Below are 23,751 nucleotides of genomic sequence, written 5' to 3'. Positions count from 1 at the left end.
GCGCTCTCCCTTAATGCGATGCAGTCTGGGCCATCTCTGCGACGTCAGCAGGAATGGCGGCGTGGAAGTTGGTAAGAAGCGCCTCGACCGATGGGCCGATCAGGTCGGTCACCAAGCTGGGATAGACGCCCAATAGCAGGGTCATGAACACCAGCGGGGCGAAGATCATCTTCTCGCGTGCGTCCATGTCGGTGATCGACTTCAGACTTTCCTTGATCAGGTCGCCAAAAACGACGCGGCGATAAAGGTAAAGCGCATAGGCCGCCGACAAGATCACGCCCGAGGTGGCAACCAGTGCGACCCAAGTGTTGGCCTGGAAAATACCCACCAGCGTCAGAAACTCTCCGACGAAGCCCGACGTGCCCGGAAGGCCAACATTGGCCATGGTGAAGAACATGAAGATCAGCGCATAGGCCGGCATGCGGTTCACGAGGCCGCCATAAGCGTCGATGTCGCGGGTGTGCATCCGGTCATAAATAACGCCCACACACAAGAAGAGCGCGCCCGAGATGAAGCCGTGGCTGAGCATCTGGAAGATGGCGCCATCCACACCTTGTTGATTGAACGAGAAGATACCGGCGGTCACATAGCCCATATGTGCCACAGATGAATAGGCAATCAGCTTCTTCATATCTTCCTGCACCAGCGCCACCAGCGAGGTGTAAACAATCGCGATCGCCGACAGCCACAGCACGAAACAGGCCATGACGTCAGCACCGACAGGGAACATCGGCAGGCTGAACCGCAGGAAACCGTAGCCACCCATTTTCAAAAGGATCGCAGCCAGAACGACCGAACCAGCTGTAGGTGCCTGAACGTGTGCGTCCGGCAACCAGGTGTGCACCGGCCACATCGGCATTTTCACAGCGAATGAAGCGAAGAATGCCAAGAACAAAAGCGTCTGCGCCCCGCCCACGATCTGAATACCCAACAGGCTAAAGCTGTCAGACCCGAATTTGTGGCTCATCAAGGTCGGGATGTCCGTCGATCCGGCGTCTACATACATGTAGACCATCGCAACCAGCATCAGGACCGAGCCAAGGAAGGTATAAAGAAAGAACTTAAAGGCCGCGTAGATCCGTTCTTTCCCACCCCAGATGCCGATGATCAAGAACATGGGGATTAGGCCTGCCTCGAAGAACAGGTAGAACAGTACCAGGTCCAGCGCCATGAAGACGCCCAGCATGAGCGTTTCAAGCAACAGGAATGCGATCATGTATTCCTTCACGCGGGACTTGACGCCCCAGCTGGCCCAGATGGTCAGCGGCATCATGAAGGTGGTGAGCATGACAAACAGAACCGAAATACCGTCTACGCCCATTTTGTATTTCAGGCCCATGATCCAGCTGCCCTCTTCTACGAACTGAAAGCCCGTGTCAGCCGAGTCAAAGCCGGTCAGCAGTAGGAGGGAGAACAAGAAGGTCGCCACGGTTGCCGCAAGCGCAAGCCACTTGGCATTGCGCGCTGCCGCTTCGTCATCCCCGCGCAAAAACAGCGCAAGGATCACAGCCGCGACCAGCGGCAGGAACGTGATGATGGAAAGCAGGTTGTTCATTAGTGCGCTCCACCGCTGAAGAGGATCATGATTGTCACCAGAGCGACGATGCCAAGCACCATCGCGAAGGCGTAAGAGAAGACGTAACCGTTTTGTGCCCGACCAGCCTGTTTGGTGAACCAAGGCACTACGCCCATGGCGACACCGTTCAGGAAGCCATCAATGACGTTGCCGTCACCGCGCTTCCATAGGAACCGACCGATGACAGAAGCAGGCTTCACTAAAATCACGTCATAGATCTCGTCGAAATACCATTTGTTCAGAAGGAACTGATAGACATGCGGGAATGTGTCGGCCAACCGCTTGGGCAGGCTGGTGTTCACGATGTAGAACCAGAAGGCCACGACAAACCCGATCAGCATCGCGATGAAGGGCGACACCTTGACCCATGCAGGCGCATGGTGGGCATCGTCAATCACGTGGTTATCGGGGGCCATAAAGATCGCGCCTTTCGGGGCTTCTCTGTGATGGACGGCGGCAACCGGGGCGTGGGCCGGATCAGCCATTGTTTCGGCATGTGCTTCGTCCGTGGCATGGTCTGCATCTGCAGGCGCGGTTTCGGCAGTTGCTTCAGCTGCTTCAGCCTCGTCGCCATGGTCGTCCGTTGCCTCACCGTGATCACCAGCCTCTGCATGAGCTTCGATGCCGAAGAACGCGTTGACCTTGTGGTGGTCACCAAAGAAAGATCCATACCAGATCATGCCTGCGAAGATTGACCCGAGCGCAAGAACACCCAGCGGCACCAACATGACCATCGGGCTTTCATGCGCGTGTTCATGCGTGTGCTTGTCGCCGCGCGCTTTGCCATAGAAGGTCATGAACATCAGGCGCCAGCTATAGAAGCTGGTAAACAGGGCTGCGATGACCAGCATCCAGAAGGCATAGCCCCCGTTGGTACCGGCATAGGCGCTTTCGATGATTGCGTCTTTCGACAGGAAGCCAGCAAAGCCAATGGTGGTCAGCGGAATACCAACCCCGGTGATGGCAAGCGTTCCGATCATCATCGCCCAGAACGTGACGGGAAGCTTCTTGCGCAGATCACCATAGTTCCGCATGTCCTGTTCATGGTGCATCCCGTGGATCACGGAACCCGCCCCAAGAAACAGCATCGCTTTAAAGAAGGCGTGGGTCAGCAGGTGGAACATTGCGACCGAGTAAACACCAACGCCAGCCGCAACGAACATATACCCCAACTGCGAACAGGTCGAATAAGCGATCACCCTTTTGATATCGTTTTGCACAAGTCCCACCGTGGCCGCGAAGAACGCGGTGGTTGCCCCAAGAAATACGATGAATCCTGTCGCTTCGGGAGCGTATTCCATCAAAGGCGACATGCGGCAAACGAGGAAGACACCGGCGGTCACCATGGTGGCCGCGTGGATCAGAGCCGACACCGGGGTCGGGCCTTCCATCGCATCCGGCAACCAGGTGTGCAGGAACAATTGCGCCGATTTACCCATGGCGCCAACAAACAGCAGGAAGGCCAACAAGTTGGCAGCGTTCCAGTCGCGCCACAGGAAATGAAGCTCGGTCTCGGCCAGCGCGGGGGCGGCGGCAAAGATGTCGTCCAACATCAGAGAGTCGGTCAGATAATACAACCCGAACAGCCCCAGCAAGAAGCCGAAATCACCGACACGGTTGACCACGAAGGCTTTGATCGCCGCCGCGTTGGCCGACGGTTTCTTATAGTAAAAGCCAATCAGCAGATAAGACGCGACGCCTACGCCTTCCCAACCAAAGAACATCTGCAGCAGGTTATCGGCGGTGACCAGCATCAGCATCGTAAAGGTAAAGAAGCTGAGATAGGCGAAGAAGCGGGGACGATAGCTTTCGCCCTCGAACTGTGGATCGTGAGCCATGTAGCCCATCGAATAGAGGTGTACCAGCGACGACACGGTGGTGACGACGATCAACATGATCGCGGTCAAGCGGTCCAGACGGATCGACCAGTCAACGGTCAGCGTGCCGGACTGCACCCAGTTCATCAGGTGAATGTGCTGCGTTTCCGATCCAAGGCTCAGGAACACAGCCCAGGACAAAAGCGCGGACAAGAACAACAGCGCGGTGGTTAAAACCTGTGCGCCCTTGTCACCTATGATCCGATGGCCGAAGCCCGCAATCAGCGCACCGATAAGCGGGGCAAAGAGGATGATCTGTACCATTTGCCGTTAGCCTTTCATCACGTTGACGTCTTCGACATCAATTGTGCCACGGTTGCGGAAGAAGCTGACCAGGATCGCCAGGCCAATGGCGGCCTCGGCGGCGGCCACGGTCAATACAAAGAGCGTGAAAACCTGCCCGGCCAGATCGCCAAGATAGCTCGAGAACGCCACGAGGTTGATGTTCACCGCCAGCAGCATCAGCTCAATCGACATCAGCAAAATGATGATGTTCTTGCGGTTCAAGAACAGCCCGAAAATGCCGATGACGAACAGGGCCGCCCCGACCGCGAGATAATGTTCAAGTCCAACCATGTGCTTGCGTCCCTTCGTTCCGGGCTTGGCTACCGGTGCAGCGCGCCCAAGTCTTGTTATTCGTTTTCATCTCGGATCCACTCACAGCCCCTGCCCCGGTTTCACGTCGATGATTTCCATCGCTTTGGCCGGGTCGCGGTGCATCTGGGCAATCACATTCTGACGCTTCACATTGGTGCGGTGACGCAAGGTCAGAACGATGGCGCCGATCATGGCGACCAGCAGGATCAGACCCGCCAGCTGGAACAGCAGGATGTAGTCGGTATAGAGGATTTGACCCAGTGCCTGCGTGTTATGTGCCACGTCCAGAGCCGGCGTTACTGCGGCACGCGCCGCTTCGGCCCCGTCTGAGAACTGCCAGACCCCGAAGATCGTACCCAGTTCCATCAGAAGGATGACACCGATCAACAGAGCCAAGGGCAGCGACTTGGACATCTCGGCTTTCAACGCCGCAAAGTCCACATCCAGCATCATTACAACGAACAGGAACAGAACCGCGACTGCACCCACATAGACGATCATCAAAAGCATTGCCACAAACTCAGCCCCCAGCAGAACGAACAGCCCTGTGGCACCAACGAAAGCGGTGATCAGCCACAGCACCGAATGCACTGGGTTTCTTGCCATCACGGTAAAGAACCCGCCCACCACGGTGGTCAGGGCAAAGAGGTAAAATGCGAAATCGGCAACGCTCATGCGTCCCCCTCCTCGTTGTCGTCAAACACGGCTTGCGCCAGTTCCAATGCACGGGTCATGGCCGGAAGACCACCGAGCATCGACATTTGATAGATCACCTCGGCGATCTCTTTTTCTGTCGCGCCCGCTTCCAAAGCGTGGCGCACGGTCAGCTTGATCTGCGCGTCAGCCTGCGCGCCCAACACGGTCAAACCTGCCAGCGTGATCAACATCCGCGTCTTGGCGTCCAGACCATCCTTGTTGAAGGCGTTGCCAAACATCATATCCATCATGTCTTTCGGCATGGTCGGCATGAGCTTGTCAAAACCCTGCGGTTTGAACGTCTCCAGCGCAGGGTTGAAGTTGCGGAGCATTTCCTGCCCCTGCTCCATCATCTGTGCATACATTTTGGAGAAATCGTTCATGGCTTTTCCTTCGGGATTACTTAGCGATACGGCGCATCAAGTTCGATATTGCGGGCAATCTCGGCTTCCCAGCGTTCGCCGTTCTCAAGCAGTTTGGCCTTGTCGTAAAACAGTTCCTCACGCGTTTCGGTCGCGAACTCGAAATTCGGGCCTTCGACGATCGCATCCACCGGGCAGGCTTCCTGGCAGAAGCCGCAATAGATGCATTTGGTCATGTCGATGTCATAGCGCGTGGTGCGGCGCGAGCCGTCTTCGCGGGGTTCCGCGTCAATTGTGATCGCCTGCGCGGGGCATATCGCCTCGCACAGTTTACAGGCAATGCAACGCTCTTCCCCGTTGGGATAACGGCGCAGCGCGTGCTCACCCCGAAAACGAGGGGACAACGGCCCTTTTTCATGCGGGTAGTTCAGCGTCGCCTTGGGCGCGAAGAAGTATTTCAGCCCCAGCCCGAACCCTTTGATGAAGTCCGTCAGCAGAAAGTATTTCGTTGCGCGTGCGTAATCAAAAGCCATTGATCAGCCCCCCACTGTCCAGCGGGCGTAAGTGCCCCAGAATGCCCCGTATTGGGCGAAGAATGCCACCAGAACAACCCATGCCAGCGACAAGGGCAGGAAGACTTTCCAACCAATGCGCATCAACTGGTCATAGCGATAGCGCGGCGTGATCGCCTTGATCATCGAGAAGACAAAGAAGAAGAAGAAGATCTTGGCAAACAGCCACAGGATACCATCCGGCAGCGCCTCGACCGGCGACAGCCAGCCGCCGAAGAACAGGATCGAAATCAGCGTACACATCAGAACGATGGCCACGTATTCACCGATCATGAAAAGCAAGAACGGGGTCGACGAGTATTCCACCTGATAGCCTGCGACCAGTTCCGATTCAGCCTCTGGAAGATCAAAAGGCGGGCGGTTGGTTTCGGCCAGCGCCGAGATCAGGAACAGGAAAACCATCGGGAAGTGCGGCAGCCAATACCAGCTCAAGAGCCCCTTGCCGTCCTGCGCCATCACGATATCACCGAAGTTCATCGAGCCGGTCGTCAGGATCACACCAATGATGATCAGGCCGATCGAGACCTCGTAAGAAATCATCTGTGCGGCTGACCTAAGCGAGCCGAGGAACGGGTATTTCGAGTTCGACGCCCAGCCGCCCATGATCACACCGTAAACCTCAAGCGAGGACACGGCGAAAACGAACAGGATCGCAACGTTGATATCGGCCAGAACCCAGCCGTCATTGAACGGGATAACCGCCCAGGCGACCATCGCCAGAACGAAACTCATCATCGGGGCCAGGAAGAACACGAAGCGGTCCGCGCCTGCGGGCACAATGATTTCCTTCAGCACATATTTGATGAAATCTGCAAATGATTGCAGAACGCCGAATGCGCCCACCACGTTGGGGCCCTTGCGCATTTGCACCGCTGCCCAGACCTTGCGGTCGAAATAGAGCAGGAAGGCCAGCGCCACCAGAAGCGGCACCACGATCAGCAGACATTGTCCGATAATCAGAAGGGCGATGCCCAGATTTGTTGTCGTGAAGAATTCAACCATGTCGCGTCATGCCCTCAGACCGTCGGTATTCGTTTTTCGTTGCAGAACCATAGGGGTGTGCAAATACGCCGGATGACTCTGTAGGCAGACCCTTCTTTGCGCTTTTGCCGTATGCTTGATCAAACATGTCCCCGGTCCTGCCTCTGTTCTTATTCCGCCGCCAGTTTCGACGACGCACGTGCGCGCGCCTGTGCTGACAGTTCGGCCATCACTTCCGACGCCCGTGCAATCGGGTTGGTCAGATAGAAATCACCAATCGTGTAACGGAAGCTGGCCGCCCCCATCTTTTCAACAGGCAGTGGCTGCCAGTCATTTGCGGCCACCTGATCGACGCCAGCCAGAACCGGTGTAGCCTCGACCATTGCGCGGCGCAGGCCGGCCAGGCTGTCCCACGGCAAAGTCGCGCCCAGTTCAGCAGACAGAGCGCGCAGTATGGCCCAGTTTTCCTTGGCTTCGCCCGGTGCGAAGTTGGCGCGCAGCGCCAGTTGCGGGCGGCCTTCGGTGTTGACGAACAGCCCACCCTCCTCGGTATAAGCCGCGCCCGGCAGGATCACGTCGGCGCGCATCGCACCCCGATCACCATGGCTGCCCTGATAGATCACGAAGGGGCCAGCATCGATGTCAATCTCGTCCGCGCCCATGTTGTAGATCACGTCTGCGCCCATCGTGGCGGCATCCATGCCACCTTCGGTCACGGCACCGACATCCATCGCGCCAACTCGGCCTGCGGCGGTGTGCAAAATCATCAGCTTTGATCCGGTGTCCTCGGCCAGCTTCATCGCGTTGGACAGAACCGCCAGACCATCGGCTTCGCGCACAGCGCCCATGCCCACGATCACCACTGACGGTGCGTCTTTTACCGCGCCGTAGTCTTTGCCCACGATGCTTACCAGCGCCGCTCGGTCATTGCCGACATGCGCATAATCATAAGTCAGATCAACGGCTTCGCCGACCAGACCGACCTGAGCGCCCTTGAGCCACGCCTTGCGAATGCGCGCATTCAGAACCGGCGATTCAACGCGCGGGTTGGTGCCGATCAACTGGATGAACTTGGCATTGTCGATATCTTCAATCGACGCGGTACCGACATAGCCCGAGCGGTTGCCAATCGGCAGGCGCGCATTGTCGGTGCGGCATTCGACATTGCCGCCAAGTCCTTCGATCAAAGTTTTCAGGCTGAACGCCGCCTCGGTCGAGGCCAGATCGCCGACCAGACCGACGACCTTCTTTGCGCCCTTCATGGCCTCGGCGGCCTTGGCCAGTGCCTCGCCCCATGTGGCTTTGCGCAATTTGCCATTCTCGCGCACATAGGGCACGTCCAGGCGCTGGCGGCGCAGACCGTCCCAGATAAAGCGCGTCTTGTCGGAAATCCATTCCTCGTTCACGCCATCATGGTTGCGCGGCAGGATCCGCATCACTTCACGGCCCTTCGTGTCCACGCGGATGTTCGACCCCAGCGCATCCATCACGTCGATGGTTTCGGTCTTGGTCAACTCCCAGGGACGGGCGGTAAAGGCATAGGGTTTCGAGGTCAGCGCGCCGACCGGGCACAGATCAATGATGTTGCCCTGAAGGTTGCTGTCCAGTGTCTGGTTCAGATAGCTGACGATCTCGGCATCTTCACCGCGACCCGTTTGACCCATCTGGGCGATACCGGCAATCTCGGTCGTAAAGCGCACGCAACGGGTGCAGCTAATGCAACGGGTCATGGCCGTGCCGACCAACGGACCCAGATCAATATCGTCCACGGCACGTTTCTGTTCCTTGAACCGCGAGCCGGACATACCGTAGGCCATCGCCTGATCCTGCAAATCACATTCGCCGCCCTGGTCGCAGATCGGGCAATCCAGCGGGTGGTTGATCAGCATAAACTCCATCACGCCTTCGCGGGCCTTCTTGACCATGGGCGAGTTGGTTTTCACCACGGGGGGTTGCCCTTCGGGTCCGGGGCGCAAATCGCGCACCTGCATGGCGCAGGATGCAGCGGGCTTGGGCGGACCACCCACAACTTCGACCAAACACATGCGGCAGTTGCCTGCAATCGAAAGGCGTTCGTGATAGCAGAAACGCGGCACCTCAATCCCGGCCACTTCACAGGCCTGAATCAGCGTCATCGCGCCATCAACTTCAACTTCCATGTCGTCAATGACGATCTTTTTCAAGTCGCTCATCACGGTCCCTTTTTCGTTCCGCAGGCCGGGGTTATTCCCCGTGCCCGCACATGTCTGCCCCTAGCTTTCGTAAAGTAACGATCCAGCAAAGGAGCCCTGTTTGATCTCTGCCCGTCCAACCGTGCAGTAGCTTTCATCATCGCCCGCCTTCACCCCGCGCTTGGCCAAGATCGGTTCTGCGATCGCGCGAAAACGGTTTTGTTCGGTCTTGCTTTCCACATAAGCCATCACTTCTTTCGAAGAATAGCCAAGCGTCATCGCATGTTTGCGCAACGAAAACGCTTTATTCAGAAGACGAAATTTCCGCAACTTCAATGTCGGGCAGTTTTCGTCAATCAGATAGGCAATCGACGCGCCCAACAATTCATTATGCATCCGGCTGTCTTCGCGCAGCATTGAATAATCTACCGAAGCGGCCGTGGCTGTTGTTGCGGCAGCAACCAATGCAGTTGTGCACGCGAAAGTCCGAAGTTTCATCATCACAGATCTCCTTTTGTTAAGAAGGAGGTGGGGATGCAAGGTGCTGTCATGCAATAACAACACGCAAAAACGGACGGGAAATCGCCGGTTTTCAGTATGTTGCGTTGCATATTCATCATCATGTCTTTCTTTTGTCCTGTCGCCGGATCATTCCGCCGCGATGCTGGCCTTGCCTTGTTTGTTCACTTGAATGCGGTCTTCGATTTCGTCGCGGAAGTTGCGGATCAGGCCCTGAATGGGCCATGCCGCCGCGTCACCCAAGGCACAGATCGTATGGCCTTCCACCTGCTTGGTCACGTCCCAAAGCATGTCGATTTCCTCGACCTCAGCCTCGCCGCGCATCAGACGTTCCATCACGCGCATCATCCAGCCGGTGCCTTCGCGACAAGGCGTGCACTGGCCGCAGCTTTCGTGTTTGTAGAACTTCGCCAGACGCCAGATCGCTTTGATAATGTCGGTCTGCTTATCCATTACGATCACCGCCGCGGTGCCAAGGCCCGAGCCGAGCTCTCCGCGCAGGTAGTCGAAATCCATGATCGCATCGCGCATGTTTTCACCGCGCACGCATGGCACGGACGAGCCACCGGGGATCACGGCTTTCAAATTGTCCCAACCACCGCGAATGCCGCCGCAATGCTTGTCGATCAGTTCTTCGAACGAGATCGACATCGCCTCTTCGACGACGCAGGGGTTGTTCACATGGCCCGAGATACCAAACAGCTTGGTGCCGGAGTTGTTAGGGCGACCAAAGCCCGCGAACCATTCCGGCCCGCGGCGTAAAATGGTCGGCACAACGGCAATGGATTCCACGTTGTTCACTGTGGTCGGGCAGCCATACAGACCCGCGCCAGCCGGAAACGGCGGCTTCATGCGCGGCATGCCTTTCTTGCCCTCAAGACTTTCCAGAAGCGCGGTTTCTTCGCCGCAGATATAAGCCCCGGCCCCGTGATGCAGGAACAGGTCGAAATCCCAACCCGATTTCGCGGCATTCTTGCCGAGAAGGCCTGCATCATAGCATTCGTCGATCGCGGCCTGAAGCGCTTCACGCTCGCGGATATATTCGCCACGCAGATAGATGTAGCAAGTGTTCGCATTCATCGCGAACGACGCGATCAACGCCCCTTCGATCAGCGTGTGCGGATCGTGGCGCATAATCTCGCGGTCTTTGCAGGTGCCGGGCTCGGATTCGTCCGCATTGATCACCAGATAAGCCGGACGGCCGTCGCTTTCCTTCGGCATGAAGGACCATTTCAGACCGGTTGGGAAACCCGCCCCACCACGACCACGCAGGCCCGAGGCTTTCATCTGCTCGATGATCCAGTCGCGGCCTTTCTTGATGATCCCGGCGGTGCCATCCCAATGGCCGCGCGTTTTTGCGCCCGCAAGTGTGCGGTCGTGCATGCCGTAAAGGTTGGTAAAGATCCGGTCTTTATCCTGCAGCATTCGTTCTTATCCTTCATCCGCCCGGCGCTTGCGCCAGATCCGATACGTTACCACCAGGCCAAACAAGAACCCGGCAAGGGCCAGAAGATCCACCAACGCCATGGTCCGATTGGACCAGTCGAGGCTTTTCCCAACCCATGTGCCACCGACCCACAACGCACCGGTGAAGGCGATGACAAGACCTGCCAGGCGCCCTTCCCGCTGTACGCTGTTTTTTGGATCGGAGTGCATGATATTTGTCATCTTTCGTTAATAAACATCGCCTTTTTTGACTTTTTTCGAGAACGCGGTTTCCCCGCCCTCGGCCAAGGTCTTGGCTTGCTCCACCCAGCCGTCACGTTCAATCCGGCCCTTGAAGCTTAAATTGTCGTCAACCCACGTAATCTCGTCCGGACCCCATTTGGCGATCTGATCGAAATGCCAGAAGCCAAGAGTGTTCAAGGTCTGCTCCAGTTTCGGTCCAACACCCTTGAGTTGTTTGAGGTCATCCGCTCCAGATTTGCGCGGTGCTTTCATGGTGCGCGGTTTTTTGGGCTTGCCAGTCGGCTCGGACGCCGTCGCGGCGGCGGGTTTGGCCGGTGCCGCCTTAGTTGCCGCCTTGGCAGAGGTTTTCTTCGCCTCTGGCTTCTTCGCAACCGTTTTCTTCGCAACCGTTTTCTTCGCTTTCGGCTTCTCTGCAGGCGTTTCTTTGGCGGTTGGCTTTTCGGCGGTCACGGGCGCGGGCGGAGCGGTCGCAGCTTCGACCGGCACGGGTGCGCCATCCATTGCAGCTGCAGGAATGCTTGCCGCAGACGCCGCCACTTCGTCGGTCGTCTCTGCCTCTGCCGAGGCACGGGCGGTGTTTCCGCTCAGGCTTGCCGCGGTCATGGCCCCCTTGGCGGGACGTGTATCAACCACTTCGCCACAAAGGAATTTTTGCAGCAAGATCGCCGCAGCAATCGCCACGATGATACCGACAATCAAGCCGATAAAGCCAGAAATCATAAGGAAAACTGCAAACCCCAGCAAAGCGCCGATGATCCAGCAAATGTTCTTGCAGGTGAAAAACCCGGTATCTTTAGTCATTGTCCCTATCCCTGTTGTTGATGGTGGACACACAATCAGGTCGCACAGATGCGTTGGCATTTTTCTGCCTTGATACACGCTTATGTTCCATTCGACCTTTCAACATACCCGGTTCCAGTCAGACCTAGCCCTTCTTGTTCTTGCGCGAAAACTCGGTTTCGCCGCCGTCTGCAAGGATTTTGGCTTGCTCTACCCAGCCGTCGCGCTCAATCCGACCCTTAAAGGACAGTTGATCGTCGACCCAGGCAATCTCTTCCGCGCCCCAATTGGCAACCTGATCAAAATGCCAAAAGCCAAGGCCATTCAGGACACCTTCCAGCTTGGGGCCGACGCCCTTCAGCAGTTTCAGGTCATCCGCACCCGACTTGCGGGGGGCCTTCATGACGCGGGGTTTCTTAGTTTCTGTTCCCGCAACCGGCGCGGCGGCAGGCTTCACCGGAGGTTTGGCAATTTTCTTGCTGTCGTCCTCGGGCACTTTGCGCACTGGTTTTTGCTTGTTTGCAGGCTTCGCGCTAGCCGCCGGTTTCGGTGGCTGTGTCTTGCCGCTGGTCGCGTTCTTGCCAAGCCACGGCGTCAACAAAGGCACTTCGGTGCCATCAATTCGCTTGACCGTGTCGCCAAGATCGGTGGCCAGTTGCGCGCTGGCGTTATACTGCGTCTTGCCGCTGTCATATTCTTTCAGGCTGGTCAGCCCCGCCAGCGGTTCAGACGCATAGCGCCCGTTCTGAGGACCCGGCACCGGCACTTTGCCAGCGGCCAGATCATCCAGCAGTTTGCCAAGGCTTTCTGCGGTCAGATCTTCGTAATAATCTTTGCCGATCTGGGCCATCGGCGCGTTGGTGCAGGCCCCAAGACACTCAACCTCTTCCCAGCTGAACTTACCATCTGCGGACACGACGTGCGGCTTGTCGGCAATCTTTTCACGGCACACCGCAATCAGGTCTTCCGCGCCGCAGATCATGCAGGACGTGGTGCCGCAAATCTGAATATGCGCAACAGTTCCAACAGGTTGCAGTTGAAACATGAAGTAGAACGAGGCGACTTCGAGCACGCGAATATCGGCCATGCCCAGCATATCTGCCACATGCTCAATCGCGGGTTTGGTCAGCCAGCCTTCCTGTTCCTGCGCTCGCCATAACAGCGGGATCACAGCCGAGGCCTGACGCCCTTCGGGATATTTCGTGATCTGTGCTTCGGCCCAAGCCTGATTGGCGGGGGTAAAAGCGAAACTTTCGGGTTGTTCGTGATACAGACGGCGAAGCATTAGCGGTCGATCTCCCCAAACACGACGTCCATGGTGCCGATGATGGCGGCAACGTCGGCCAGTTGGTGGCCACCGGCCACGTGGTCCATAGCTTGCAGGTGCAGATACCCCGGCGCGCGGATCTTGGCGCGATAGGGTCGGTTGGTCCCGTCCGCCACCAGATAGACGCCGAACTCGCCCTTGGGCGCTTCCACGGCGGCATAGACCTCGCCTGCGGGCACCTTGAAGCCTTCGGTGTAGAGTTTGAAGTGGTGGATCAGCGCTTCCATCGAGCGCTTCATCTCACTCCGTGGTGGCGGCGACAGCTTGCCACGCGCCATAACTTCGCCCTGCCCGTCCGGTGCACGCAGTTTCGCGATGGCCTGATGCATGATCTTCAGCGACTGACGCATTTCTTCCATGCGGACAAGGTAGCGATCATAGCAGTCGCCATTCTTGCCAACAGGAATCTGGAACTCGAACTCGTCATAGCATTCATAGGGTTGCGCGCGGCGCAGGTCCCACGCAAAGCCCGACCCGCGCACCATCACGCCCGAGAAGCTCCAGTTCAGGATGTCTTCTTCGGTGACGATGCCGATATCAACGTTGCGTTGCTTGAACACCCGGTTTTCGGTCAGCAACACGTCGATATCGTCGATTTTCGAGGGGAAGGTGTGCGCCCAAGCCTCGATATCGTCGATCAACTCAGGCGGTAGATCCTGATGGACGCCACCGGGGCGGAAATAGTTTGCGTGCAGACGAGCCCCACAAGCGCGCTCGTAGAAGATCATCAGCTTTTCGCGTTCTTCAAAGCCCCACAGCGGCGGGGTCAGCGCGCCCACGTCCATCGCTTGCGTGGTGATGTTCAGAAGGTGGTTCAGGATACGGCCGATTTCCGAGAACAGCACGCGGATGAGCGAACCACGACGCGGTACTTCGACGCCACATAGCTTTTCAATCGCCAAACACCAGGCATGCTCCTGGTTCATCGGCGCCACGTAATCAAGACGGTCAAAATATGGCAGGTTTTGCAGATAGGTGCGGCTTTCCATCAGCTTTTCGGTGCCACGATGCAAAAGACCGATATGCGGGTCAGCACGTTCGACAATTTCGCCGTCAAGCTCAAGCACCATGCGCAGCACGCCGTGGGCGGCCGGGTGTTGTGGGCCAAAGTTGATGTTGAAATTGCGGATCTTCTGTTCACCGGTCAGGGTGTCGTTGAAGTCCTTGGATCCGTCCATCATGCGCTCACCATCTTCTGGGTCCATTCCGACGGAAGCTCACCCATGAACTTCTCGACGAAATTGTATTGCGGTTTCAATGCTGCCTGAAGCTGAGCGCGCTGGCCCATCGGCAGGTCGGCTTTCATGCTTTGATGCACCACACGGTCGAACGATGCGGGCTGGGGTGTGATCCCCAGAAAAGCGCAAAAACGTTCGATGGCGTCGGGCGTGAACAGCCGTTCGTAAAATTCGATATGCAGCGCCTCGCGCGGGATCGCACGGGTAAGTCGATTCAACGTGCGACGGTAGTTCGAACGGTCGAGGATATTGTCCGCCGTGCCGTTCAGTACGCCGTCCACCTTCGAATTCAGCGCGGCACTTTCACCACCAGCCATCATGCGGATGTTCGACCAAATACGATCCACCGGATCGCGCATCAGATAGACAAACCGCACCTTGTCAGTCAGCGCCGCCATGGTTTTCAGCGATTTTTCTTTCAACAAGCCATAGGCCGGGGTGAAATCGCCAATCACGCGCGCCTTGGTGCCGCCATCCTGCACATATCGCAGATAGGCCGCGTCATCACGGGTCGCGCCGTCAAACATCGACAGCCAGCGCTCCAAATCCGCGACAAGCCGTTTCTGCCACGCGGTCGGCTTGTCTTTGCGGGCAGCGTCAAGACGGGCCAGCGCCTGCTCGCGATAGAAATCGCCCGTGCCATGCTCCAACGCGTCGAAATAGTGCAATTCCTTCATCGCCGGAAGGTGACACTCCCGGTGGCCCGACAGATAGTCGAACAGCCAGCTTGTGCCGGCCTTCGTTGCCCCAAGGCAGAATATGAAGGTTTGCCCGCTCATCTGGTTCAGCCCTTGGCCTCGTCAGATTTCTCGTCGCCCGGCAGAATGTAATTGGCCCCTTCCCACGGCGACATGAAGTCGAACTGGCGGTATTCCTGGGTCAGGGACACGGGTTCATAAACCACGCGCTTTTCGACCTCGTCATATCGCACTTCAGTATAGCCGGTGGTCGGGAAATCCTTGCGCAGCGGATGACCACGGAACCCGTAGTCGGTCAGGATGCGGCGCAGGTCCGGGTGACCCGAGAACAGGATGCCGAACATGTCAAAGACTTCGCGTTCGAACCAACCGGCCGAAGGGTGAACCTCGGTGATCGACGGCACCATGTCGTCTTCGCGCACAGCGACTTTAACGCGGATACGCTGGTTCGTGTACATCGACAGGAAATGATAGACGACATCAAAGCGTTCTTCACGCGACGGGTAATCCACGGCCGTAATGTCCACGAGTGACGAGAACATGCAAGCCTTGTCGGTCTTCAGAAAGTCGATGAAAGACGGGATGGCGGACAACGGCACATTGACCGTCAGTTCGCCGAAAGCGATGTCCCAACTCAGAACGCAATCAGGGCGTTTGATTTCCAGAAGGGCACCAAGTTCGTTCAGGGCGTCACTCATCGCTTACCTCACAATCGTGCCGGTGCGGCGGATTTTGCGTTGCAGTTGCAGAATGCCATACACAAGCGCCTCGGCGGTCGGGGGGCAACCAGGGACATAGATGTCCACGGGCACGATCCTGTCACAGCCGCGCACCACCGAATAGGAATAGTGGTAATAGCCGCCACCATTGGCACATGACCCCATCGAGATCACATAGCGCGGATCGGGCATCTGGTCATACACCTTGCGCAGCGCTGGAGCCATCTTGTTGGTCAGCGTGCCGGCGACAATCATTACGTCCGATTGGCGTGGGGAAGCGCGCGGCGCAACGCCGTAACGCTCAAGGTCATAGCGCGGCATGGACGCATGCATCATCTCAACCGCACAGCAGGCCAGACCAAAGGTCATCCAGTGCAGCGAACCGGTGCGCGCCCAGTTGATGATGTCATCTGTGGTGGTCAGCAAAAAGCCTTTATCGGCCAGTTGATCGTTCAAAAGGCGCGTACCATGCTCGCGGTCGCCTTGTGCCGTGTTGGCTCCAGTCATCACTCCCATTCGAGCGCCCCTTTTTTCCACTCATATGCAAAGCCGATCGTCAGAACGGCCAAGAATACCATCATCGACCAGAACCCGACCATGCCGACATCCTTGAAGGCCACTGCCCATGGGAACAGGAAGGCAATCTCTAGATCGAAGATAATGAACAGGATCGACACCAGATAGAACCGAACATCGAACTTCATCCGCGCATCATCAAAAGCGTTGAACCCGCATTCGTAAGCGCTGAGTTTTTCGGGGTCGGGATTGCGCACTGCCAACACAACGGCTGCAAGGATCAGAACAAGTCCGATAACAATGGCTAATCCAAGGAAAATGATAATGGGGAGATATTCTCTGAGAAGGTCTTCCACGTGTGGCTCCTTTGAACGGTTTACCCGCCTGTCGCTAGCTATCAGCGGTTTACCTTTGCGGGTTCGCAGGGTCAACCGAGTGCATATCGCATTCGAGTTTGTGAATGCGAGCGCAAAATCAAGGGCTGACCTCTCAGTATACCGTTGTTTGCAAGGGTTTTAGCCACAGGTTAAACATTTTGCGTATGCAGAAATTCGTCACCTGTTAACCAAAAAACCATCATGTTTTGCCGTCGCGCAGCAAATGGCCGGCAAAACCGGCTTGGGAAAAGAGACTCACCTGCTTGAAATCCCGCAGGGCTAACCCCAGGCAAGTCGCAGCCCGCACAGGACCAGAAGAACGGTCACCGGCCCCCAGATCCGCCGCTCGGGTCGCGACGGGGTGGCAAGGTTTGCGACACCTGTCATGACAGTCACCCCCAGCGCCGCCCAGAAGGTCCAAACAGGAAGTGTGCCGACAATTCCTGCGCGTGCTGCCATCGCCCAGCCCATCAAGCCAAGTATTGCTCCCTGCCCCACCGCCGCGAACCGCATCGGCACTGGCAACTGTCCCGGCCATCTGCCACCATTCGCCAGATGTCCCCATGGTGCGCCTGCCGCCATGCAGGCCTGAAACAGCATGAGGATGCCGATTAGTGTCACATAGATATACCCGGCCCAGATCAATCGTTCCTCGTCAGGTTAAGGATCATGCCCAGCTTGGTTTGCGCTTGTCAAAGAATGCGGCAATACCTTCCTGTGCTTCGGGGCTTTCCCATCGCGCGACCAGCCCGGCGATGGTTTCGTCGACGATCGCCTCGGTGATTGGCGGACCAAGACGGCGGGCCAGCCCTTTGGCCTCGGCCACAGCACCGGGAGCGACCGAAAGGTAGGGTTTCACCTCGGCCTCAACCGCCGCATCCAGATCCTCGGGCGCGACGGCTTTCGCCAAAAGGCCCAGCGTGACCGCTTCCTCGGCATTAAAAATACGCGCCGACATGAACACGCGGCGCGCCATCGCCTCGCCCAGACGGGCCAGTACATAGGGGCCGATGGTGGCGGGGATCAGGCCCAAGCGGGTCTCGGTCAGGCCAAACTTGGCCCCCGTGACGCCGATGGACACATCGGACACCGACGCCATCCCGACCCCACCGCCGAAGGCTTGCCCTTGCACCTTGGCGATCAGAGGTTTCGGCATTTCATTGAGCGCATTCAGCATCATAGCAAGCTTCTTGGCCTCGATCCCGCGCGTCACCGGATCCGCCGCCATCTGGTCCTGCATCCAGCGCAGATCGCCCCCCGCGCAGAAGCTTTTGCCCGCGCCGGTCAGGACCACCACACGCACCGCTTCATCTGCGCCCAGCGCGTGGGCGGCGTCGGTCAGTTCCTCAATCATCTGCGCTGACATGGCGTTATGTTTGTCCGCACGATCCAGAAGCAGCGTCGCGACGCCGCGATCGTCGGTCGAAATCGAGATTGTCTCATAGGTCATGGTTCATTCCCCTGCCCGCATTTTTCGCGCCATCTGCGCGGCCTTGTCCAGAATGTCCCGGTCCAACCCGGTCGAATAGCCCAGCGTCGTCACGCGGTCATGCACGGCCTCAGTCGCCACATTGCCTTGCGCGCCGGGCGCATAGGGGCAACCGCCCAGACCACCCACGGCGGCGTCAAACACGCGCAGCCCCTTTTTCAACGATGCCTCGATATTGTCGCACGCCCGGCCAGCCGTGTCATGGTAATGGCCCGCGAACATGTCTGGCCCAGCGACGCCCAGCACCGCATCCAGCATCGCGTCGATTGTCTCGGGTGTGGCCTGTCCAATCGTGTCGCCCAAGGATATTTCATAGCACCCCATCGCGATCAGCTGCTCGGCCACCCAAGCGACCTTGTCTGGCGGTGTCGGCCCATCGAACGGGCAATCCGTCACGCAAGAGATATAGCCGCGCATCATGATCCCTGCCTCAGCCGCCGCATCCGCCACGGGCTGAAAGCGTTCAAGGCTTTCGGCGATGGTGCAGTTGATGTTGGCCTTGGAAAACCCCTCGGATGCCGAGCCGAATATCGCGATCTCGTCCGCCTTGGCCGCCAGCGCGCCTTCGAACCCGCGCAGGTTCGGCGTCAGCGCCGCGTATGATACGTTCTTCGCCCGCGTGATCCCTGCCAGCACATCCGCTGAATCCGCCATCTGCGGCACCCATTTGGGGCTGACGAAGCTCGCCACCTCGATCCGTTTGAACCCGGCGGTGGACAGAAGATCAACCAGCGCGATCTTGTCCTCGGTCGGGATCTGGCGTTTTTCGTTCTGCAACCCATCACGCGGGCCGACCTCGAATATCTCGACATAATCCATCGGGGTTACTCCTCTGGAACCGGATAGAAATCCTGGTGATAGAACCGCTGCTCGCCTTCGCGCTCGATCACCCGCTGATAGGACGGCATCGCCTCGACCCGCGCCTTGTAGGCCAGAATGTTCGGGAACTCGTCCAGTTTCACGTAGTAAGGCACGGCGAACAGGTTGAAGGCCAACATGATGTCAGCGCCCGAGAACCCCTTGTCCAGCAGCCAGTCGCGCCCCTCCAACCGCGCCTCAAGCCCCACGAGTGTATGGCGCAACCGCGCCACGTTCAGCTTGATCACGATGGGGCTGGGTTTGGCAGGCGGGCGCAGGAATACCATTTGCAGGTTCAACTGCTCGACAAGGCTGGCCATGGTTTCCGAGTAGTGAATCCATTGCAGGTAATCCGTCCGTTCTGCCCCGCCGGGATCGACACCCAGTTCAGGGGCAAACTCCTCGATCAAATACTGAACGATGGCGCCGCTTTCGCTGATCCGCTTGTTGCCGATCTCCAGGGCTGGCACCCGCGACGCGGTCGAGACTTTGGGCAATTCGCCCTCATACATCTGTTTCGAACCGATCTGATACTCCACCACCTCAAGCGTGCGGCCCAGCTTATCCTCCAGCCCGATTTCTTCGATCAGCCACAGCACCCGGATCGAGCGGGCATATTGGACGTGATGCAGACGGAAGGTCATCAGCTTTCCTCTTCTTCCTCAAGTCGCACAAGGGGCGCGCCCGCTTCGACCTGATCGCCATCGGCGCACAGAACCTCGGCCACCACACCATCACGGGCGGCGGTCAGGCTATGTTCCATTTTCATGGCCTCCAACACGGCCAACCGGTCGCCTTGCTTCACCGTCTGCCCTGCCGTTGCAAACACAGCCTTCACAAGACCCGGCATCGGGGCTTCGACCACACCTGCCCCCGCCCCTGCACCTGCGTCCTGATCCAGCGGATCAACGACATGGAATTCCAGCCCGGATTGCGCAAAGACCGTCACGACGTTGCCCGCCTTGGCCACGCGCGGCCCACGGTCGCCGCCCATCTTCCATTGCCCGTTCAGGCAGGTGGCCTCGATGCTGTCATCGCCAACAGTGATGACATGACGATCTGCCCCGTAGGAGGTCACCACCACGTCATAGACATCATCGCCATGCGTCAGCGTCACAAAGTGGTTGAGCCCACCCCAGAGCGTAAAGCCCGAGCCTTCGCGTTTCAAAAGCCCCAGCGCGCATAGGGCGGCGGCGCCCACATCTGCCATGCTGGGACCGGGATCCGCGGTCAGGGCCTCAAGATCACGTTCGATCAGGCCGGTGTCCACATCGCCCGCTGCGAACCCTTCGTGACGGGTCAGCGCGCCCAAGAAGGCGAGGTTCGTCACCGATCCCGCGACTTCAGTATGGGTCAGCGCCGAGGACAGCTGGCGCAGCGCGGCGGCACGCGAGCCTGCGTGCACGGTGATCTTGGCGATCATCGGGTCATAGAACGGGCTGATCGTGTCGCCTGCCCGCACGCCAGTATCCGCCCGCGCGCCTTCGGGGAACTTCAGATGGGTCAGCGTGCCGGTGGCGGGCAGGAAGCCCTTCGGCACGTCTTCGGCATAGAGCCGCGCTTCAAAGGAATGGCCGTTGATGGACAGTTCGTCCTGCTGCTTGGGCAGCCCCTCGCCCGAGGCGACACGCAATTGCCATTCGACCAGATCAACGCCGGTGATGGCTTCCGTCACGGGATGTTCCACTTGCAGGCGTGTGTTCATTTCCATGAACCAGAACCCATCGGTGCGCAGGCCGTTTGCGCCATCCACGATAAACTCGACCGTGCCTGCGCCCTTATAGCCGATGGCCTCAGCCGCGCGCACGCCCGCCTGCCCCATCGCCTCGCGGACCTCTTCGGTCATGCCCGGCGCTGGCGCTTCTTCGATCACCTTCTGGTGGCGACGTTGCAGCGAGCAGTCGCGTTCGAACAGGTGCACCGCTTGGGTGCCGTCGCCAAACACCTGAACCTCGATATGGCGCGGGGAGAGAATATATTTCTCGACCAACACATCCGCGTTGCCAAAGGCGGTCTTCGCCTCGCCCTGCGCGCTGGCCAAAGCATCCGCAAAGTCCTTGGGATCATCAACCCGGCGCATCCCCTTGCCACCACCGCCTGCCACGGCCTTGATCAACACGGGATAGCCCATCTTGTCAGCCTCTGACGCCAGCAGCGCTGGGTCTTGGTCTGCGCCGTGATAGCCGGGCACGACGGGCACACCAGCCTCGACCATCAGCTTCTTGGCGGCATCCTTCAATCCCATCTTGCGGATCGCATCCGAGGACGGACCAATAAAGACCAACCCGGCCTTTTCAACCGCATCCACGAAATCGGGGTTTTCCGACAGGAACCCATAACCCGGATGGATCGCCTGCGCGCCGGTATCAAGTGCTGCCTGAATGATGACATCACCCTTCAGATAGGACTGCGCAGGTTGCGACGGGCCGATATGCACGGCTTCGTCCGCCATTTTCACATGGCGCGCGGCGGCGTCGGCGTCGGAATAGACAGCCACCGTGGCCACACCCAGCTTGCGGGCGGTGTCGATCACGCGGCAGGCAATTTCGCCCCGGTTGGCAATCAGGATTTTCGTGAACATCAAGGTTCCTCCTTCGGGTGGGGTCGCAATGCACCCCGGAATTTCAACTCGCCCCGCGATCCGAGGCGTCAAAAAAAGTCAGCCGCCCAAGCGGTCACACCAATTGATCCGCGCGCCGGCAGTATAGGCAACTGCCAATCCTTCGCGGATCAGCGTCTTTCCAACGTCCTGCCCGTCCGCTGACAACCTCACCAACTCGCGCCCATATTTGTCGTGGCCTTCGTGGCGCAGCGTAAGGTCTGCACTTTCAACAATCGCACGCAAACGGCGCGTGGCCTTGTCGCCCAGTGCCTTCTCAGCAGCGCATCCGGCGTCCTTTGTCTCGGGCGTGTCAAACCCCACCAGCCGAGCAGTGCGCGTGCGGTCGGGGCATTTCAGCTCGACCGTATCCCCGTCATAGACAAAGCCGACCACACAGCCCGCAATCCCACTTTTGCGCGGCACGGGCGCAATCTGCTCGGCCAGCGAATAAAGGATCAACAGCGTCAGCCCGCAATATATGACGAGGTTCGTGTCCACCGTTTACATCCGGAACACGCCGAATTTCGTCGGCTCGATCGGGGCATTCAGCGCCGCCAACAGCGACAGATACAGCACCTCGCGCGATTTGCGCGGGTCGATCACACCATCATCCCACATCCGCGCCGAAGCATAGAGGGGATGGGACTGCTCCTCGAACATATCAATGGTGGGTTGCTTGAATGCTGCTTCTTCTTCCGCCGACCATTCGCCGCCCTGACGTTCAATCGCGTCGCGCTTCACCGTAGCCAACACGCCCGCCGCCTGTTCGCCCCCCATCACGGAAATCCGCGAATTGGGCCAGGACCACATGAAACGCGGCTGGTATGCGCGCCCGGCCATGCCGTAGTTGCCAGCCCCGTAAGAGCCGCCCACAACCATGGTCACCTTCGGCACGTTCGTCGTTGCCACAGCCGTCACCATCTTGGCACCGTGGCGCGCGATACCTTCATTCTCATACTTACGGCCCACCATGAAGCCCGTGATGTTTTGCAGGAAAACCAAGGGGATATTGCGCTGACTGCACAGTTCGACAAAATGCGCACCCTTCTGGGCGGCTTCCGAGAAGATCACACCATTGTTGGCGATGATCCCGATGGGGCAGCCCTTCAGATGTGCAAACCCTGTGACCAGAGTGTCGCCAAAGCGCGGTTTGAATTCATCGAAGCGCGAGCCATCGACGATGCGGATGATCACTTCGCGAATGTCGTAAGGCGTCTTGAGGTCGGCAGGCACAACGCCCAGCAACTCCTCCGGATCATAGGCCGGTTCTTCCGGCTCCTGCCATTTCACCGTCATTGGTTTCTGGCGGTTCAGGCTTTCCACCGCGCGCCGCGCCAAGGCCAGCGCATGGGCGTCATCCTCGGCCAGATAATCGGCGACACCAGACAAGCGGGTATGAACATCGCCGCCGCCCAGATCTTCGGCTGTGACGACCTCACCCGTTGCGGCCTTCACCAAAGGGGGCCCAGCAAGGAAGATTGTCCCCTGCTCTTTCACGATGATCGTCACGTCCGACATGGCAGGCACATAAGCACCCCCGGCGGTGCACGACCCCATCACCACAGCGATTTGCGGGATGCCCTTGGAGGACATCCGCGCTTGGTTGTAGAAAATCCGGCCAAAGTGATCGCGGTCGGGGAACACCTCGTCCTGATTGGGCAGGTTCGCACCGCCACTATCGACAAGATAGATGCACGGCAGATTGCATTCCTCGGCAATCTCTTGCGCGCGCAGGTGCTTCTTCACGGTCATCGGATAATAGGTACCGCCTTTGACGGTGGCGTCGTTGCAGACCACCATCACCTCTTGCCCGTGCACCTGACCAATGCCCGCGATGACACCGGCACAGGGCGCAGCCCCGTCATACATGCCATGCGCCGCCGTCGCCCCGACCTCCAGGAACGGCGATCCGGGATCGAGCAGGTTCGACACCCGGTCGCGCGGCAGCATCTTGCCGCGGCTCAGGTGCCGTTCGCGCGATTTCTGCCCGCCACCCATCACGGCGGCCTCGGCAGCGTCAGCCACAACTTGCAGCGCCTCAAGATGGCCCTCGCGGTTGGCTTTATACGCCTCAGAACCGGGCGTGGCTTGGGAATTCAGTTTCATC

Annotated in this window: 25 protein-coding genes; all 25 read right to left on the bottom strand. The window is 58.4% G+C overall.

Annotated elements, in window-relative coordinates:
* Positions 1–10: 10 nt before the first annotated feature.
* Positions 11–1,555, bottom strand: coding sequence for an NADH-quinone oxidoreductase subunit M (locus MWU51_RS04710; RefSeq protein WP_247035152.1), 1,545 nt, complete (start codon positions 1,553–1,555; stop codon positions 11–13).
* Positions 1,555–3,717, bottom strand: coding sequence for an NADH-quinone oxidoreductase subunit L (nuoL, locus tag MWU51_RS04705; protein ID WP_247035149.1), 2,163 nt, complete (start codon positions 3,715–3,717; stop codon positions 1,555–1,557). The genes MWU51_RS04710 and nuoL overlap by 1 nt, the downstream gene beginning before the upstream one ends.
* 6 nt (positions 3,718–3,723) lie before the next feature.
* Positions 3,724–4,029, bottom strand: coding sequence for an NADH-quinone oxidoreductase subunit NuoK (gene nuoK / locus MWU51_RS04700; RefSeq protein WP_091429437.1), 306 nt, complete (start codon positions 4,027–4,029; stop codon positions 3,724–3,726).
* 81 nt (positions 4,030–4,110) lie between these two features.
* Complete coding sequence (locus tag MWU51_RS04695; RefSeq protein WP_247035147.1) at positions 4,111–4,725, bottom strand: NADH-quinone oxidoreductase subunit J; 615 nt, start codon at positions 4,723–4,725, stop codon at positions 4,111–4,113.
* Complete coding sequence (locus MWU51_RS04690; protein ID WP_247035146.1) at positions 4,722–5,129, bottom strand: carboxymuconolactone decarboxylase family protein; 408 nt, start codon at positions 5,127–5,129, stop codon at positions 4,722–4,724. The genes MWU51_RS04695 and MWU51_RS04690 overlap by 4 nt, the downstream gene beginning before the upstream one ends.
* Positions 5,130–5,149: 20 nt before the next feature.
* Positions 5,150–5,641: an NADH-quinone oxidoreductase subunit NuoI gene (gene nuoI, locus MWU51_RS04685; RefSeq protein ID WP_247035145.1), complete on the bottom strand. Its 492-nt coding sequence runs from the start codon at positions 5,639–5,641 to the stop codon at positions 5,150–5,152.
* Between the two features lie 3 nt (positions 5,642–5,644).
* Complete coding sequence (nuoH, locus tag MWU51_RS04680; protein WP_247035144.1) at positions 5,645–6,682, bottom strand: NADH-quinone oxidoreductase subunit NuoH; 1,038 nt, start codon at positions 6,680–6,682, stop codon at positions 5,645–5,647.
* A gap of 149 nt (positions 6,683–6,831) precedes the next feature.
* Positions 6,832–8,853: an NADH-quinone oxidoreductase subunit NuoG gene (gene nuoG, locus MWU51_RS04675; RefSeq protein ID WP_247035143.1), complete on the bottom strand. Its 2,022-nt coding sequence runs from the start codon at positions 8,851–8,853 to the stop codon at positions 6,832–6,834.
* A gap of 60 nt (positions 8,854–8,913) precedes the next feature.
* On the bottom strand, positions 8,914–9,333 hold the full coding sequence (locus MWU51_RS04670) for a DUF5333 domain-containing protein (protein WP_247035142.1): 420 nt from the start codon (positions 9,331–9,333) through the stop codon (positions 8,914–8,916).
* A gap of 147 nt (positions 9,334–9,480) precedes the next feature.
* Positions 9,481–10,776, bottom strand: a complete 1,296-nt coding sequence (gene nuoF / locus MWU51_RS04665; RefSeq protein ID WP_247035141.1) for an NADH-quinone oxidoreductase subunit NuoF — start codon at positions 10,774–10,776, stop codon at positions 9,481–9,483.
* Between the two features lie 6 nt (positions 10,777–10,782).
* Positions 10,783–11,007: a DUF5337 domain-containing protein gene (locus MWU51_RS04660; RefSeq protein WP_247035140.1), complete on the bottom strand. Its 225-nt coding sequence runs from the start codon at positions 11,005–11,007 to the stop codon at positions 10,783–10,785.
* 18 nt (positions 11,008–11,025) lie between these two features.
* Positions 11,026–11,841 carry an NADH:quinone oxidoreductase gene (locus MWU51_RS04655; RefSeq protein ID WP_247035139.1) on the bottom strand — a complete coding sequence of 272 codons (816 nt, stop codon included), beginning with the start codon at positions 11,839–11,841 and terminating at the stop codon, positions 11,026–11,028.
* 124 nt (positions 11,842–11,965) lie between these two features.
* Positions 11,966–13,105: an NADH-quinone oxidoreductase subunit E gene (locus tag MWU51_RS04650; protein ID WP_247035137.1), complete on the bottom strand. Its 1,140-nt coding sequence runs from the start codon at positions 13,103–13,105 to the stop codon at positions 11,966–11,968.
* On the bottom strand, positions 13,105–14,328 hold the full coding sequence (locus MWU51_RS04645) for an NADH-quinone oxidoreductase subunit D (protein WP_247035135.1): 1,224 nt from the start codon (positions 14,326–14,328) through the stop codon (positions 13,105–13,107). The genes MWU51_RS04650 and MWU51_RS04645 overlap by 1 nt, the downstream gene beginning before the upstream one ends.
* A complete protein-coding gene (locus MWU51_RS04640) occupies positions 14,325–15,164 on the bottom strand; it encodes a sulfotransferase (protein ID WP_247035133.1) in 840 nt (279 codons plus the stop codon). Before MWU51_RS04640 ends, MWU51_RS04645 begins: the two co-directional genes overlap by 4 nt.
* Before the next feature lie 5 nt (positions 15,165–15,169).
* A complete protein-coding gene (locus tag MWU51_RS04635) occupies positions 15,170–15,781 on the bottom strand; it encodes an NADH-quinone oxidoreductase subunit C (RefSeq protein WP_247035131.1) in 612 nt (203 codons plus the stop codon).
* A 3-nt stretch (positions 15,782–15,784) separates the two neighbouring features.
* Positions 15,785–16,318 (bottom strand): NADH-quinone oxidoreductase subunit B, encoded by a 534-nt coding sequence (locus tag MWU51_RS04630; RefSeq protein WP_091429419.1) that lies wholly within the window; start codon positions 16,316–16,318, stop codon positions 15,785–15,787.
* The gene (locus MWU51_RS04625) at positions 16,309–16,674 is read right to left on the bottom strand and encodes an NADH-quinone oxidoreductase subunit A (RefSeq protein ID WP_091429417.1); all 366 of its coding nucleotides are present in this window, start codon (positions 16,672–16,674) and stop codon (positions 16,309–16,311) included. Before MWU51_RS04625 ends, MWU51_RS04630 begins: the two co-directional genes overlap by 10 nt.
* Before the next feature lie 300 nt (positions 16,675–16,974).
* Positions 16,975–17,340: a hypothetical protein gene (locus MWU51_RS04620; protein WP_247035130.1), complete on the bottom strand. Its 366-nt coding sequence runs from the start codon at positions 17,338–17,340 to the stop codon at positions 16,975–16,977.
* A gap of 22 nt (positions 17,341–17,362) precedes the next feature.
* Positions 17,363–18,145 carry a crotonase/enoyl-CoA hydratase family protein gene (locus tag MWU51_RS04615; protein ID WP_247035128.1) on the bottom strand — a complete coding sequence of 261 codons (783 nt, stop codon included), beginning with the start codon at positions 18,143–18,145 and terminating at the stop codon, positions 17,363–17,365.
* Between the two features lie 3 nt (positions 18,146–18,148).
* Positions 18,149–19,003, bottom strand: a complete 855-nt coding sequence (locus MWU51_RS04610; protein ID WP_247035126.1) for a hydroxymethylglutaryl-CoA lyase — start codon at positions 19,001–19,003, stop codon at positions 18,149–18,151.
* Between the two features lie 5 nt (positions 19,004–19,008).
* Positions 19,009–19,686 carry a glutathione S-transferase family protein gene (locus tag MWU51_RS04605; protein ID WP_247035124.1) on the bottom strand — a complete coding sequence of 226 codons (678 nt, stop codon included), beginning with the start codon at positions 19,684–19,686 and terminating at the stop codon, positions 19,009–19,011.
* Positions 19,686–21,623 carry an acetyl/propionyl/methylcrotonyl-CoA carboxylase subunit alpha gene (locus MWU51_RS04600; protein ID WP_247035122.1) on the bottom strand — a complete coding sequence of 646 codons (1,938 nt, stop codon included), beginning with the start codon at positions 21,621–21,623 and terminating at the stop codon, positions 19,686–19,688. Before MWU51_RS04600 ends, MWU51_RS04605 begins: the two co-directional genes overlap by 1 nt.
* A gap of 78 nt (positions 21,624–21,701) precedes the next feature.
* Complete coding sequence (locus tag MWU51_RS04595; RefSeq protein WP_247035119.1) at positions 21,702–22,142, bottom strand: thermonuclease family protein; 441 nt, start codon at positions 22,140–22,142, stop codon at positions 21,702–21,704.
* Positions 22,143–22,145: 3 nt separating this feature from the next.
* Positions 22,146–23,750: a carboxyl transferase domain-containing protein gene (locus MWU51_RS04590; RefSeq protein ID WP_247035117.1), complete on the bottom strand. Its 1,605-nt coding sequence runs from the start codon at positions 23,748–23,750 to the stop codon at positions 22,146–22,148.
* Position 23,751: the final 1 nt, after the last annotated feature.

This window comes from Aliiroseovarius sp. F47248L (assembly GCF_023016085.1).
Taxonomy (GTDB): Bacteria; Pseudomonadota; Alphaproteobacteria; order Rhodobacterales; family Rhodobacteraceae; genus Aliiroseovarius.
Note: the sequence above shows the minus strand (reverse complement) of the source record. Positions and strands in the feature narration are given on the sequence as shown.